The organism is Methylobacter marinus A45, from assembly GCF_000383855.1.
GTDB classification, from domain to species: Bacteria; Pseudomonadota; Gammaproteobacteria; order Methylococcales; family Methylomonadaceae; genus Methylobacter; species Methylobacter marinus.
The window spans coordinates 3,115,357-3,130,549 of the sequence record NZ_KB912877.1 but is presented as its reverse complement, the minus strand read 5'-3'; the positions used below and the strand labels follow the sequence as shown (position 1 = coordinate 3,130,549).

14 protein-coding genes are annotated in these 15,193 nt (G+C 45.2%); 4 read left to right on the top strand and 10 right to left on the bottom strand.

What is annotated here, in order from left to right; translation table 11 throughout:
• Window positions 1-51 precede the first annotated feature (51 nt).
• Window positions 52-474 (bottom strand): tetratricopeptide repeat protein, encoded by a 423-nt coding sequence (locus tag METMA_RS0114965; protein ID WP_020159911.1) that lies wholly within the window; start codon window positions 472-474, stop codon window positions 52-54.
• 348 nt (window positions 475-822) lie between these two features.
• On the opposite strand from METMA_RS0114965, the gene METMA_RS0114955 reads away from it, so the two are divergent.
• The 3 genes from METMA_RS0114955 to METMA_RS0114935 all read left to right on the top strand — a co-directional run bounded on the left by METMA_RS0114955 (window position 823) and on the right by METMA_RS0114935 (window position 4,521).
• Window positions 823-1,260 (top strand): cupin domain-containing protein, encoded by a 438-nt coding sequence (locus METMA_RS0114955; protein ID WP_020159910.1) that lies wholly within the window; start codon window positions 823-825, stop codon window positions 1,258-1,260.
• Window positions 1,261-1,519: 259 nt separating this feature from the next.
• On the top strand, window positions 1,520-2,269 hold the full coding sequence (locus tag METMA_RS0114950; protein ID WP_020159909.1) for a hypothetical protein: 750 nt from the start codon (window positions 1,520-1,522) through the stop codon (window positions 2,267-2,269).
• A 1,091-nt stretch (window positions 2,270-3,360) separates the two neighbouring features.
• Window positions 3,361-4,521 (top strand): YncE family protein, encoded by a 1,161-nt coding sequence (locus tag METMA_RS0114935; protein WP_020159906.1) that lies wholly within the window; start codon window positions 3,361-3,363, stop codon window positions 4,519-4,521.
• A 451-nt stretch (window positions 4,522-4,972) separates the two neighbouring features.
• Here the strand turns inward: METMA_RS0114935 and METMA_RS0114925 are convergent, their stop codons facing one another.
• Window positions 4,973-5,935, bottom strand: coding sequence for a hypothetical protein (locus tag METMA_RS0114925; RefSeq protein WP_020159904.1), 963 nt, complete (start codon window positions 5,933-5,935; stop codon window positions 4,973-4,975).
• Between the two features lie 386 nt (window positions 5,936-6,321).
• Here METMA_RS0114925 and METMA_RS24675 point away from each other — a divergent pair, with 386 nt between their 5' ends.
• Window positions 6,322-7,350, top strand: a complete 1,029-nt coding sequence (locus METMA_RS24675; RefSeq protein ID WP_020159903.1) for a metallophosphoesterase family protein — start codon at window positions 6,322-6,324, stop codon at window positions 7,348-7,350.
• Between the two features lie 330 nt (window positions 7,351-7,680).
• On the opposite strand, the gene METMA_RS0114915 is transcribed toward METMA_RS24675, so the two are convergent.
• The 8 genes from METMA_RS0114915 to METMA_RS0114880 all read right to left on the bottom strand — a co-directional run bounded on the left by METMA_RS0114915 (window position 7,681) and on the right by METMA_RS0114880 (window position 15,190).
• Window positions 7,681-8,163, bottom strand: a complete 483-nt coding sequence (locus METMA_RS0114915) for a hypothetical protein (protein WP_156830507.1) — start codon at window positions 8,161-8,163, stop codon at window positions 7,681-7,683.
• 1 nt (window position 8,164) lies between these two features.
• The gene (locus METMA_RS24670; protein WP_020159901.1) at window positions 8,165-8,683 is read right to left on the bottom strand and encodes a hypothetical protein; all 519 of its coding nucleotides are present in this window, start codon (window positions 8,681-8,683) and stop codon (window positions 8,165-8,167) included.
• Window positions 8,684-8,806: 123 nt separating this feature from the next.
• Window positions 8,807-9,289, bottom strand: a complete 483-nt coding sequence (locus METMA_RS0114905) for a hypothetical protein (protein WP_020159900.1) — start codon at window positions 9,287-9,289, stop codon at window positions 8,807-8,809.
• 1 nt (window position 9,290) lies between these two features.
• Complete coding sequence (locus METMA_RS0114900) at window positions 9,291-10,169, bottom strand: hypothetical protein (RefSeq protein WP_020159899.1); 879 nt, start codon at window positions 10,167-10,169, stop codon at window positions 9,291-9,293.
• A gap of 733 nt (window positions 10,170-10,902) precedes the next feature.
• On the bottom strand, window positions 10,903-11,664 hold the full coding sequence (locus tag METMA_RS0114895) for a hypothetical protein (protein ID WP_020159898.1): 762 nt from the start codon (window positions 11,662-11,664) through the stop codon (window positions 10,903-10,905).
• A gap of 205 nt (window positions 11,665-11,869) precedes the next feature.
• The gene (locus METMA_RS0114890) at window positions 11,870-13,018 is read right to left on the bottom strand and encodes a hypothetical protein (protein WP_020159897.1); all 1,149 of its coding nucleotides are present in this window, start codon (window positions 13,016-13,018) and stop codon (window positions 11,870-11,872) included.
• 241 nt (window positions 13,019-13,259) lie between these two features.
• Complete coding sequence (locus tag METMA_RS0114885; protein ID WP_020159896.1) at window positions 13,260-14,411, bottom strand: RelA/SpoT domain-containing protein; 1,152 nt, start codon at window positions 14,409-14,411, stop codon at window positions 13,260-13,262.
• A gap of 92 nt (window positions 14,412-14,503) precedes the next feature.
• Window positions 14,504-15,190, bottom strand: a complete 687-nt coding sequence (locus METMA_RS0114880) for a hypothetical protein (protein ID WP_020159895.1) — start codon at window positions 15,188-15,190, stop codon at window positions 14,504-14,506.
• Window positions 15,191-15,193: the final 3 nt, after the last annotated feature.

Sequence of the window (15,193 nt, the reverse complement as noted above, 5' to 3'; positions counted from 1 at the left end):
GGTGCAAATCCGCATCGCGGCGATACGCCCAAATAACCATCAAATAATTTGCTAAGCAGTTACGCGTTTAAGAAGCCACTCGATCTCTTGCAAGGCATTTTTATCACGATTTTCCGAGGCATTGGCTCTGGCTTCGGCAAGCAGTCTTTGCGCGCTTTCGCTTTCACCCAGTTCGACCAGGGCTCTTGCCAGTCCGATCTGTTTGGTATGAATCGGTTCGCCGGGAAACGAAGCGGCTTGCTCGATCGCCAGGCGATATAACTCTGCCGCCTCGCTTGGCTCCGTCGTGCAGTCCGCCAGGGTTTCCGTCAAGAACGGGTCAGGCGCTCCGACTTTCAATCTATTCTTATACAGTTCCCGAAGGCTTTCCAATGCTTCAGCCTGGACCGCTGTATTGCCTGTTTCAATCGCCAGGTTGATCTCGAAAGTGAGTTCGAAGACTTCAGAGTATAAAGGTTCTGGTATCGTTCTCATGGCCGTCTAATCAGTGATTATGGAGTTCAGGTATTTTACACTCATACTCTAACCCAGCAATAAATAACATTTAACTCTGATGTCAGCCCGTATAGGCAGCGCCAGAGCGTTGTGAAACCTGGCGCTTCGTGTTGACCAGGATAATAATCAAGCAAAAATCAAATTTTCAACATCGGGCAAAATGCCTACTTTCTAAAGGTAATTCTCACTTTTTAGCCTGGCGCTCGTTCTGTAGCATTTAAATTCGCCTTCACGACCTGCGCCAGCGGCAAAGCTTATCCATGCACATCGGCCAGCCGGGACCGCTGATCAGGCTGAAGATTTCATTTCATGCAAAGGAAAACCGTTATGAGCAATTACCTTTTTAATGATAAAAACATCGCCTGGCAGCAACTCGGCGCATTCGAGAATTTTCGTTACTCGATTCTGAACATCGATAAAGCTAATAAAATTATAGACGTGATTTTCAGATTTGAACCTCACAACCCGATTGTCCTGCATCGGCACTGCGCGTTAAACCACACTTTTGTTATTCACGGCGAACACCGGCTCTATCATGCCAATGGCGAATTAAAAGCCGCCCGCGCCGTCGGCAGTTATACTGTCAGCCCGCCCGAACCAATGCCTCACAGGGAATGCGGCGGCAATGAAGGCGCGGTTGTTCTGTTCAGCATCCGGGGCACCGAGGGGGTGATGTATGAAATCCTTGATGAAGAAGAAAACATCATTGGCGCCTTGGGCATGCAGGATTTTGTCGACTTATACGAAATGAACAATCGCGCATAGGCTGGATTGGAACTTGCGCCCCCCCGGCATTTGCAGTTCCCGAATGTCGGGTTAGCCCATTCAGCCTGCCATATTCGAGTAATTTCGCGTACATTCTCAGGCGTTGTCTCCTCAAACGTAAATCAATAACGTTTACCTTGATGTCCCGATTAAGCTATGCTTAGCCCCACGGCACTTATTTCTCATCCAAATACAAGGATTTGAAATATGTTTATGTGATAATCAATACAATAAATAAGAAATGGCGAGGAGCTTTTACATGGCAAAGAGTTTTATAAATCAATTATTCGACCTGGTGGGGCTGAAATTGCCAGATGCCCAAGGTCATTACAGCCCATCCGCATACAGAGATGAGCCATCGAAGGCTGAGCAAGAGCAAGCGAAAATGACAGGTGTTGCAAGGTACCTGGCGAATAACTATCCGGAAGAACAGGCCGATGTTTCGGAAACCGCAAAACTGACCGGAGTCGCCAAATACCTGGCGAAGATACAACAGGAAGAACAGGAACAAGTCGAAGCGGAGGCAGCGGCACAGGCCCAAATGACAAGTGTTGAGAGATACCTGGCCAAGCTGGAAGAGGAAGTTGCCGCCCCCCCTGGCAACACAGAAACAGCACAACAGGTCGATACCGTGAGCATGACGCGCGTAGAGAAATACCTGGCCAAACAACAAATAACGGCATCCGACAGTCCTCAGCCGGAAGCGGTCCAGCCGGCCGCCGAGAAAACAGCGAGGAAACCGGTTGCCGAAGTGAAGAAAGCCCCACCTAAACAGGCGGCTGAAAAACAATCCCCGCCTGCCGCCAAAACATCAGGCAAAATAATCAATCTGGCTGAAAATGCCTCGCAATGTCAATCGACAACTTCGAAAGGCACACAATGCAAACGCAGAACCGGCCTGGAACCACTCGAGAAAACCATCAACCAGCAAAAGTACAGATTTGTTGCCTGCGGTCAGCACCACAGTGAATCCTTCGTACCATTTCCGGAACTTCTGCAAAATGATTGAATGAAGCGCTCTGGCTCATCAAATCGATCGTAAAAAAAAGACTGAACGGCCAAACAGAGAAAAAGAATGTAGGCTGGGTTGGAGCTTTAGCGGAAACCCGGCATGAGTAACTTCAAAATGCCGGATTTAGCAACTCAGCCTGCACTCTGAACTATTTGATATGGCATAACCACGGCGATTCATCCAAGCTTTGCCGATGCGAATCTATAAACGCGTCCGGTTCCGGTGCGCGCTATTTCTTTACCGTGAATCGCCTGGCGCCAAGCAATGATCACCTGATCCGTCATATTTGGTCACCTGTGCAGTGTTTTCCGGCAAGCGCGCAACGCGCCCCTCCCTTCGCCATCGTCATACTGCCAAAGCGTCTGCATTCGCAATGAGTGCGATTACCGTCAGCATCTGTACCAGGTCCAGTACAATCCCGTAAAACACTGCCATGTCCAGGCAGCCAAGGACCGATCCTAAACCTCATTCCAGCAAAGATTCAGGCACGGCATGCACATCGAAAACAAGGCCGCCTCCCTGGACATCCAAGACTCTTCATGGGAATACGTCATGCAGGCCGCTTCGAAATGCCGGATTTATCAAACCCACCCGCCACTAAAGTTGTCATTACTGTGAAAGACAAAAAAAAGCCCCTGTTAAGGGGCTCGATAGGTTAGGTCGAAAGGAGAGCAATAATGAAAGTAATCTGCAATATTACATAAAAAGATATAGTGGCAGATCAGCTAATTTTCAACTGTAGATTGAAAATATTTTTTGCGGCCCGCTCCGGCAAAGGATAGCATCAGCAGAAATCTATAGGCCTTTGACACTAAGCCAAGTAACCGTCAATTTGGTGGCTTTTCTAAATCTCAGGGCGGCGTCAAGTTTCTTGAGTTTGAGGTGTTCAGCCTTTAGTAGCTAGTCAATTTAATTATGACGAGTAAATTGTAGGTGCGAATTCACTTGTGCCCTTCAGGGTATTCGCACTGCGCGGATACCCTGAAGGGCACAAGTACCAAATCCGCACCTACACCGGAAATTCATCCGCACATTTGAGGAAGTTATTTTATGCGCGTTCCTAACCTGACAAAACACTGGAGTCCTTTATGAAACATGCATTCAAAATATTTGGCCTGTGCGCAATGACGCTAAGTGTCCCGATCACCGCCAACGCGGAATTGCTGGCTCTGCTCAACTACGAGAGCAAGATTGGTCAGCCTAACCGGCGCGAAGGTATTGCCGTAATAGACGTCGACCCGAACTCGCCGAACTTTAACAAAATCATCAAAGATACCCCGCTGCCTCCGGATTTCGTGGCGCATCATATCTATTACAACAGAGATACGAGCAAGGCTTATGTCACCTCGCTCGGACACTCCGAGCTCTATATCTACGACATGGCGAAATTTCCCGACTCGAAAACGATCGTGCCGGTTCCGAACTGCAAGGTCGGAGAAGACATCACCTTCTCAGCCGACAAGAAGCGCTGGTTCCTGAGCTGCATGGGCTCCAGCAACATTATTGTGGGCGACGCCCAGACAGATCAACCCATAGGAACCATCGATAGCGGCGACTCTCCCGATAAATTCATCAAGTATCCGCACGGCATCATGCTGAACAATGATCTGGACCGGATGTTCGTCACCAGCACGGTAAACCCGAGCAACCCTAACGACGCCGGTGAGACCGTCACGATCATCGAGGCGTCGACGCTGAAAATTCTCTCGACACACAAACTCTCGACCAAACCCTCTCCCTCGGGTGAAGCGCCCGTTGAAATTCTCTTTGCGCCGGATCAAAATCCCCCGATGGCCTACATTGACAATATGTACGGCGGCACGCTCTGGACCGCGACCTGGCGCCCTCAATCCAGGGATTTCGGTTTTCATGAGGTATTCGATTTTGTCGGCACCGGCCAAAGTCTGCCGTTGGAAATGGGCTTCAATGACAAAGGCGATCGCCTTTTCGTCACGACGGCCAAGCCGGGCGCTTTCAATATCTTCGACATCGCCGAGCCTTACGAGCCAAAGCTTCTTGCGACCATTCCGACCGCGGGAGGCGCTCACCACTTCGTCATATCGCCTGATAATCGCTACGCCTTCGTCCAGAACAGCTTCATCAATCTTCCGGAAATGGACGATGGCTCCGTCAGCGTCATCGACTTGACCCAAAATAAAGTCGTCGCAACGGTTGACGTCCTGAAAAAGGCCGGACTGACGCCGAACTGCATCATCGCCATGCCGAGCTGGCATAAGCATGTCCATTAAAGGACAGGAGGTGCCATAGATGGGAAAAGTTAACCGCCGCCCGTATATCCATGATTATTCATGGGAATCAGCTTATGCAACTTAGGTAGGTTGAGTTGGAGTCTGGCGGAAACCCGGCATGAGTGGCTCCGAATGCCGGGTTTAGCAACCCAACCTACCCGCCAAATCCAGCCTGCCAGGTTTTAGCGAACCCCAAGTCGTTTTATTTCGAGCACTTCACCGCTAGCGTCATCTATCCATACGTGTAGTGAGCTTCCAATTGTGGCTGAACTTACTATCCATATCAAAGCACCTGCATTTTCCTCTAACGTTATAAGACAGAGGTTTTCACAACTCGGTTGCCCAGAAGCTGCTTTCCGTGCAATAGCGATTACCTCGTGTTCAGATAACCGGGTCTTTGGCTTCTCTTTTTTCTTGCTCAGCCACCTATCAAATATGTGAAACATGTTACTCACCTCATGCTATTTTCGGCTGGAATTTCCCGAACAGGAACATTCGCAGGTTGAAATCGTAGTTCAAACGCAATTCCTGATACCGTTCCGTTAAAAAGCAGGCCGGCTGCTTCAGTAATAGCACCACTTCCGGTGAAGTTTGGATGATAGCCCCCACCCTTGGTTAAAAACATATAACCACTCTGAACCGGAAATCGTATTCCGGTGAAAAACTGTCGGAAACCATAGACTCCAACTTGCGCCACTGTTTCAGCCAGTGCTTCTTCAATGTAGCGATAGAGGGATGAGCGCATATAGGAAGCGGCGCGATTACTTACCCTGTATTCACGCAGAATGTAGAGTTTAGGAGTAAGGAACTGGTGGACACGTTCGTGTAGGAGAGCCGCCGCACGCTCACTGGCAGAGCCATGAGTTGTAACAATGATATTACCCCAAAAACTAGTTTCGCCTTCTCCTGCAGGGAGTACAGGACTTTCTTTTACGGTTGGTTTGTACCGAATACCTGGTGTTTTCGGCGGAGCATCGCCAAGTAGTTCTCGCGGAATGCGGCCTCCATTTCCAGTGCGCGGGGATTTTGCTCCTCGAAACAGTACTGCCAGCACTGTCTGAATACCAAGGATACTGATCGCCTTTGCCAAGTCATCAGCTGCCTTATCGAGATCATGTATAGTTTTGGCTCGATAAACGCCCACTGCGAAATCATAAAGATAATCCAATCCTGTGAAGACGGCGAATCCAATCGCAACTATCCCTACCACTAAAATAATTATGTCAATTATCTCGCCGATTCCCACAGCGTGAGATACCACCCATGCGATCAGAACACCGGAGATGATGGCGAGCGATGTCGGATTTATTACTGCTTGAAGTTGGGCGCGAGCTTCAGGGCCTAATTTGGGGAGTGTTCTGGTCAAAGTTACTTCAAGGCGTCTCTCAAAAGACCAACTGGCTACGGTCTGCATATTTTCAATCCCTTTAATATTTTTTGGTCAATTACATTAACATATAGACTGAGTTGGAACCTGACAAAAATCCATCATAGGCGGCTTTGAATGCCGGATTTATCAGTCTGACCCGATGGGTCGTGCTCTTTCTCAAGCTCATATTATAACAATAGCTTTCAGGATTAACTTGTCTGGATGAAATAACAGGAAAAATGCTTAAAAATGGGCGGTCCCGAAATGCCGGGTTTAGCAACTCAGCCTGCCGTGCTCGCAAAACTCATCTGAAAAACATTTTTGCAACGAAGTTATCATCAATCGTTAACCAAACGTTCACGATTTCGTAATCAGTGAACGCCATACTTTGCCCTTCTTTTTCATCATCTCATTGATCTTAAGAGGGTAAAATGTCAAAACTCAAGCATTGTTTCTTCCTGAAACTATCCGTTGCCGCTTGCTGTGCAGTATTCGGACAAACAGCTATTGCCGCACCGGAACATAACGCCGCCCGAGGTTACGGCAAGTTCGAGTTCGCCTTGATCGGCGATGTGCCATATAAGGAAGCGGATTACTGGAAGGTCGACAATGTGATCGCAGAGATCAATGCCAACAAGCAGTTGAAATGGGTCTTGCATGCTGGCGACATCAAGAACGGTTCGACTTTGTGCTCGGACGAGATATTCGAAGACAGGCTGCAACGCTTTCAGAGTTTTAAAATCCCTTTCATTCTGACACCGGGCGATAACGAGTGGACCGATTGCCACCGCCCCAATAACGGTTCGTACCAACCGCTGGAACGCCTGAACAGGCTGCGTGAACTGTTTTATCCAGTGCCCGGCGAGACGCTTGGCCAGAAAACCATGACAGTCGAGACCCAGGCCGATGATCCAAATTATTACGAGTTCGTGGAGAATACGCGCTGGATGGAACAGCATGTGATGTTTGCGGCTGTGCATATCGTAGGCAGCAATAATGCATTAGCCAATTTTTCCGGCCGCATACCAGCCGATGACTCAGAAGTCGCGAGACGAATTGATGCAACCCGCGCCTGGATCAAAGAAACTTTCGCCAAAGCTAAGGCTGAGGATGCGCGTGGCATACTGTTGCTGTTTCAGGCTAACCCCGGTTTCGAGTTGGCTAAGGGCAGCAACGAACGGAAAGGTTTTGAGGAAATTCTGGCTGATCTGGAACAGGAAAGTGTCGAGTTCAAAAAGCCGGTCATATTCGCCCATGGCGACTCTCATTATGTCCGTATCGACAAGCCTATGAAGGGCGGCATCAGTAACCGCCGTATCGAGAACGCCACCCGTGTGGAAACATTCGGTGCCGATGACGTGCATTGGTTACGGGTCGTGGTCGATCCAAATTCGCCGGAAGTATTCTCTGTACATCAAGAAATCGTCGACAAAAATCTGGAACAGCATCCGCTGCCTTAAGTATTGATCACAACTAAGCCCCCGGCATTGCCGGGGGCTTTTTAACTGGCGTTTTTTCCTTTTCGTTCATCAAACCGCAACAAACTGGCTGTAACATAATGATCTCTTTTAGAGCAATCTCAAAGATACGCTAAGCATGCATCATTCATTAAGCCCAACCTCGCTCGCTGGCCCTTTAATTAGGGCCTTTTTTGCCTTTCGCTTTTTCCCTAACTAACCTTTTTTATACCTATCAGATCAGCACGGTAGGCGGGGTTGGAGCTTTAGCGGAAACCCAGCATGGGCGGCTTCGAATGCCGGGTTTAGCAACCCAACCTGTCGCGCTGGAAGCTAAACACCTCCAGTTATCCGATTTTTTTTACGCTTGATTAGCTCTGCACAAGCATCGGAATTTGATACGTAAACAATTTTTTGGTACCTACGCCACTGGTAGGATGCTTGCTCACAGATGTTATAGCCTCGTCCTTCCAGATAGCTCTCAACAGGATAATGAACGATATGAGGCAACACAAACATAACACTAAAACTACCGATTAGACTATTCGTTAGTATTTTGGCGACTTTTTCTGTCAAGGGAAGTTTCAATACTCCTTCATAAAACATATATAAAGTTAGAATGGCAATTGCACTGCCCACTCCCAACATGTAAAAAACACCTTTGTCAAAAACAATGATTGGACCATTTTCTGCTATCTGTACATAAAGCTGGAAAACGCTCCAACCAAACCATGTTAAGGCCGAAAGAGCCATCAAACTGAAAATCAGTAGAATACAGAACATTGTTAAAGGTGAGTGTTGATGTGAACTTTCCATTTTAATAAACTCTCGGCCTTGTTGATAAAAGCTTATCAAGTTGATGTTGTGCTGCATTTATGATTATTTGTCTGACTGAACCTATTGCATAATTGATAATTGATTCCGCAGTTTCATTAACAGTATTCCTTATATTTTGCCTGGATCTTGCTATATATGCGTTTGCATTTTCATTTTCATCTAGCTCATCCAAGGCTTGGATTACGCGATCTGTTATGCCGTAACGCGTATCAATTTTGCCTAGCGCATAAGATGAGCCAATGCCAACAATAACTACAGCCAAAATTGGTCCTATTGCTACAGTGACCCCCAGCGCAACAACCCCATAAGCAGCTGCTATTGACGCACCAGTTGCTATACCTATCTTTACCACGTCAGTTGCGAGAGAGCCAATTAACCGACTAAGCGTGGCTTGGTCGGTCAGAAAATAATCGACTACCCGATAAGCGGACATTAAAACGACAGAAAGAATGCCGCCAGACCTTGCAGCGTTAATGGCTCCCGCTCTGCCAAGCCTCATTGTGATTATCTTAGGATGTTTAATACCGTACTTTGTGCCAGTAAGTATCTACTGCGCTAGCGGAAACCCAGCTTGGACGACTTCAAATGCCGGGTTTAGCAACCCAGCCTGTCGCGCTGGAAGCTAGACACCTCCAGTTATCCGATTATTTTTACGCTTGATTAGCTCTGCACAAGCTTCGGAATTTGATACGTAAACAATTTTTCGGTACGTAAACCACCGGTAGGATGCTTGCTCACAGATGTTATAGCCTCGTCCTTCCAGATAGCTCTCAACAGGATAATGAACGATATGAGGCAACACAAACATGACAACAACACCGCCAATTAGAACATTAGTCAAAATTTTTGTGACTTTTTTTGTAAGGGGAAGCCTCAGTATTCCTTGATATAAACCGCCTAAGGTAAGAGCGCCTAATGTAACACCTGCCCCCAACAAGTAAAAAACACCTTTGTCAAAAACAATGACTGGACCATTTTCTGCTATCCGTGCATAAAGCTGGAAAACGCCCCAACCAAACTGTGTTAAGATCGAAATCGTGAGCAAACTGAACACAAAAAAACTAAAGAACCTTGATAAAGTTGAGGGTTGATGTGAACTTTCCATCTTAATAAATCCTCGGCCTTGTTGATAAGAACTTATCAAGTTGATGTTGTGCTGCATTTATGATTATTTGTCTGACTGAATCTATTGCATAATCGATAATTGATTCCGCAGTTTCATTAACAGTATTCCTTATATTTTGCCTGGATCTTGCTATATATGCGTTTGCATTTTCATCTAGCTCATCCAAGGCTTGGATTACGCGATCTGTTATGCCGTAACGCGTATCAATTTCGCCTAGCTCATGAGATGAAACAATGCCAACAACAACTACAGCCAAAATTGGTCCTATTGCTACAGTGACCCCCAGCGCAACAACCCCATAAGCAGCTGCTATTGACGCACCAGTTGCTATACCTATCTTTACCACGTCAGTTGCGAGAGAGCCAATTAACCGACTAAGCGTGGCTTGGTCGGTCAGAAAATAATCTATTACCCGATAAGTGGACATCAAAACGACAGAAAGAATGCCGCCAGATCTTGCAGCGTTAATGGCTCCTGCTCTGCCAAGCCCCATTGTGATTACCTTTGGATGTTTGATACCGTACCTTGTGCCTGTAAGTATCTTCCTCAGACCTGGATATCCCTTCAAAATAATGTGGGGTTTACCTCCATAGGTTTTTATGTAAGCTTGAGTTGTAAATCCTCCCAAATCACCGACAAGTTTGCTTAGTGTTATAAAATCATCGGCCGATGCATAATAGCCTACGCCAAATTCCACCTTCCCCTTGATCTGTTGCCATGCCTGCTGGACGCTCGGCATTTTACCCTTGGGAGATGATTTAATAACGGCATCCATTTCCTCAATGGAAATCACAAATACTTCGTGTTGGTTAGATTGTATTTGTAGTTTTAGCGCTTTCTTTTCCTGATCCGTTAGCATGAAATGCCTCCTTGGTTATGTTTGTGACGAGAAATTGTACTATTTGAGCTATCCGCTCAAGTGGGTGTATATGCCCGGCATGGGCATAAATTAATGAGAGTGAAAATCTTAATCGGAGAATCGATATTGATTAACATTTATTATAAGTTGACAATTATAACGACCAGTCGGCAGTCAGGACAATATTGTGAAAACAGGCAATACAAAACCGTGATCCATTTCATGTTTTTTGTGTAATGCCATTCGGAAACTACTTTTTATACACATTTGCCTGTTATTTTGTTTACCCAATAAGGCTTGAAAAATTATTTTAACAGCTCAATTTCAGTGCGACAGGATGCATTGAAGCTTTAGCCAGGTAGGGTGCTTCGCACAGCAAACCGCCATTTCAAACAGGTCAGGTAGTATTGCGGAACATTTCGGTTTTAAGGCTCCGTTTATGGTGGATTGCCAAGGCAAATCCACCTTACAAGTCATCCATCATACGGCCATGCAGAGTTTATCAATCCAGCCTACCGTGCTATGCCATTATTCGGGCTTGAACATTGTTAATGTTCACTACGAAATCCAAAAGAAAATGTTTAAGCGCAATTATCGTTCCCGTGCTCCTCATTTCTTAAATTCGACATAGAAACTCCCTCATTAAAATGGATTGCCAAGGCAAACCCACCCTATATTCATCCTCTATATAGCTGCAGCAAAATCGATCGCTCGGGAAACCTGTCCAGTCGTTCTATTGGCCTTTTATTACCGGCAAGGTTGCTTGGCCTTGTTTTAACAGACTCTCAATGGCAAGTTCCCTAAAACGACCATCTTTACGGGTACGCGTTAGAACAACAAGGCGTGCATTACTGTAACTACCATTAAGAGCATAACCTTCCCAACGAAAAGCAGCGTCTTCCCAGCCATCATGATCAAAATCAGCACGTGCGAGCAGCGTAAGACGTAAACCAAAATCAGTTGCCTCCAATTGCAAAGTTTCGTCATTTAACTGTTTCAGGGATTTCTTTTCCGAAACAGTCTGAAGCGTTGCCTGGGTCTGCTCAAGACGTTGATGTTCGTCATCCGATACAGTCGGCCAGATCGAAGCCGGATAAGCACTCGTATCGGTATACTGTAAAAAGTCTTCCGGCAATGCAGTTTGTGAGGCGGTACCGGATAATTTAAGCAAAGCCATTGCTAAACATGGAGCTGTTTGCAGAAGAAGAACCCGATAGTCAGCCTCGTTATCACTACCGGTTATGCGGTCTCTCACCGCGAGATAATCCCGGCAATTGGCTAATTCTATCAAACGCTTACCTTCAGCATCTGACACCATAGCAGGCAAAGGGTCTTCAAAAGAGCGACTAAACTCCTCCTCGCTTGGAATAGAGTCTTTTAGCTGCAGTTCCTTGGCTACAAAAAGCTTGGGGGCTGAAAGGATGTCGAATGAGCAAACATAGAAAAGAAGGAAGGCGGCGAGCGCCCTCAACGGGTGCAGCTTACGAAATATCATACAAAAACCTTAATTAGATGTAGATAGGAACAGATCGCGAGTCCAATCATTGCGTTCCTTTGAAGGACCAATCCGGTGACAATGTTTTGCGGCTTCTTTCCAATCACGAGATTCAACGGCTTTTTTGAGATTTTTGAACTTCAGCGCGGTAGGCTGGGTTGGAGCTCTAGCGGAAACTTGGCATGGGCGACTTCGAATGCTGGGTTTAGCAACCCAGCCTACCGCGCTGAACGTCCTCATTGTGAATAAACCCGATAAAGAAACCTGAGTCTCCGAAGTTATACACGTGCCAATACGGACCATCTCCCTGCAGTCCTGTAATATAGAAATCACAGTCCACCTTCATAAGGTCCTTCGGCGTACGGCAGACGATCTTCGACTTTCTGTCTGCCTTCTCATAAACAGGCACTTCATCTTTAGCAAGTTCAAGATAATATTTTTGGTTCGACGAAGTTTTAATAGATTCCTTCTTAGCGTGAACGGCTAGCAGGATATCCACTGTGGTATTGAAGATGTATTCGATAGTATCGGTCAGTATTTCTTTATCGAGCTTACCAAAGTCGTGCTTCAATACCCATTCTTTGTCCATGGTCCGATAAACTTCAGGAGTGAGTCGCCAGACATTCCAAAAAGCGGTACTGTCAATAGAGTACTTCAACAACTCCTGGTTCAAATCGATATGGTCATAGACGATATAATCCGTAGGCTCTAAGACCTTCTGCTCGATATAATCCTTGCTTCTAGCAAAGAATGGCGCCTTACTGAACCGCCCCAACAGTCCTCGCGGTTTTACATCATCCTTGAAACTCGCTATGTCATACGAATTCTCTAGCTCTAAATAAATCGCTTTCCGACAATCAATTGCGCAAGCCGCGTAATCTTTATTATCGAATGCCACCTTGGCTGCTAAAAGTAGATCTTTTGTCTCGCCAGTATGCATAAGATCAATAGCACTGACAGTAGAAAAGTTCACTCCCAGAATCGATGAACTGACTTCGTCAAAGAATTCCCGGACGGCAATAGAAAGCCTCTGACATTCATCTCTCGCAGGTTGGATTCCATGATGCTTTGAGTTTACTCGAATCTTATTCAATCGAAGTAATCTATTCTTAAAGGGTAATTCCTTTGGCGCTATCTTCTCATTGATTAACACAAAATACTTATCGAAGTTTGTTTTTTCATCGAGAGAAGCCCCAACAGAATCCGCTGTCGCAACAAGAAATGCTTCAATGGCATCTTGCAATAGGTTCACTCCAGAAAAGAGATAGAGGTCATTGGCTGATTTAAGACTTTCACGGCTAAGCTCGTACAGGTGCCTAGCAAGGCAAATTCGTCTGATTATTTCAATATCCATTGGCAGAATCTGAAAGTGTGGCGGCTAACAAAGGTTTTTTCATTTCGGGATATTTTATACTCTCTCAATCTCAACGCGGTAAGCTGGGTTGGAGCTTTAGCTAGGCAAGGTGGTTTCGCGCAGCAAACCGCCATTTCAAACAGGCCAGATAGCATTACGGAACATTTCGGTTTTAAGGCTCCGTTTGTGGTGGATTGCCAAGGCAAATCCACCTTACAATTCATCCATCATACGGCCATTATCAACCCAACCTACCGCGCTTGGCTACAGTGCTACCTGGCTGAGAAAGCATTTTGTTTATTTTTTGGGCAGGAGCATTTGTTATGAATAACAAATATTTCAAAAAATCTGTTGAATCAGCAAAGTAGTTCGGGTAGGCCTCTTTAATACCGCCAACCGCTGTAGTAGAAACAAGCGCTACAACAATGCCATTTTTTTCAGTTGCTCGTTTTTCTGCTTCGATGTACATCTTCTCAGCATTTTTGTTTGCACTATCTTTAAAAAAAATTGTTTTAACTTCCTTTTTTGTTGTGTCGACCTCAACTAAGACGTAACCAGCTTCTGAATTTTTTTCGAGATGCCCATCAACTATTTTGAGTGAATGAGTAAAAGCTTCAAATACTTCGACTACCCCTAATTTTTCAGAATATTTCCGAGTACCATCAAAAGATTCAATAGCTTTTGGATTTTCATTCAATTGTTTTACATATAATTTATATTTTTCTTTATCCTCAAGCGCATTAAACAAATGAATACTTTCCATCACAGCAAACTGTGTGCTAACACTTGAGAAAAAACGTTTCCAATTTTCATCTCCTCGATTAGATTTCAATGCTTGACCTGTAAATAGGTCTACAATTTCCAAGGCAGTAGCCCAATCATGCTGAATATTTGTCCTTAGCTGGACTTCTATATCTTTCTTGTCCCCATGCTCATCTTTAAATTGACCAACTATATGATACCCTCTGTAACCATCTTCTTTTGGATTTACTATATAATCTTTATGCCGGATCTTTCCTTGTGAATTCTTAAATTCAGGCCTTTGTTTTAGCTCTCTTGCTACTTTATATAGCTTTTTGGGAGTTGAAACGATAGCCCTACATCCTCCAATATCTTGCATATTCTTAAGTTTCATTTGCTTAAATCGTTTTAGCTTAAGAACAATAGAAACATATCTCTTCAATCGTTTTGCAAATATGGCCGTTTTATCTATTTTTAACGTTATTTCCCGAAGAATTTCTAATGCTTTTCCAAGAGGCACTTCATGACTAAAACGCCAGTATGACAGAATATCCATTGCTCGATCGAATTCATCAGCACTGTTAATAATGTCGTCCTCAAGGAACATTTCACCAGCTTTAATGACTTGTTTTCCTGTATATTTTTTATTCATAAATTCCTCTGTAAACGACAAAAAAGATAACTGATTGATATATAAGTCCAGTAGGCTGGGTTGGAGCCTTAGCGGAAACCCAGCCTACTGCGCTACATAATGACAGCCGTTCTTTCAGTAGTTCCATCAAACATGAGTACCTCGCGGAACTTGTGATTTGGCATCTGGCGTTTTACTTCCAGGGCCAGTAAGTCCCAGTCATCCCCCGTATAGAGACTATTTAAGCTGCACTGAATAATCAAAGAGGTGTCTGCTGGATAAGGTATCTCTGCTTTCTTGGTTATTTGACCGATAATTATCGGCACGAAATGTTCCACGTGCTCAGTATTAGTAAAGACGACTGGCTCTGATTGTACGGGCTTTCGCTTGAGCTTCTGTATGCCCTCCGGTGCAAAAGCACCTTTCCCTTGTGACAAAAGTTTCCAGATCCAATGTTCATTCTCATGCATGGCCGTAGTTACTTCCAAATGAGCAAGGGCTGGGTAGTAACCTTTATTGATGTAATAACCTTTCTGATGGAGTTCAGCATCAAACGACTGATTCCCATCAATCCATCGAACTGAAATATACCTGCCCACACGATAATAAGTTTGAATATAGCGGCAGATGGGTAGCAGTTCTTCAAGGAGTTTCTTTTCTATTGAAGTATTTCGAAGGCGTAGACGGTTGATACCGTCTGTTTCGTTTCGAATATGCTCAAAAATTGCATATATCTTGGCGCAGAACTCAAGACCATCAATTAAGATACCATTGAGTGGTGACAGATCTACTTCGTTCATATG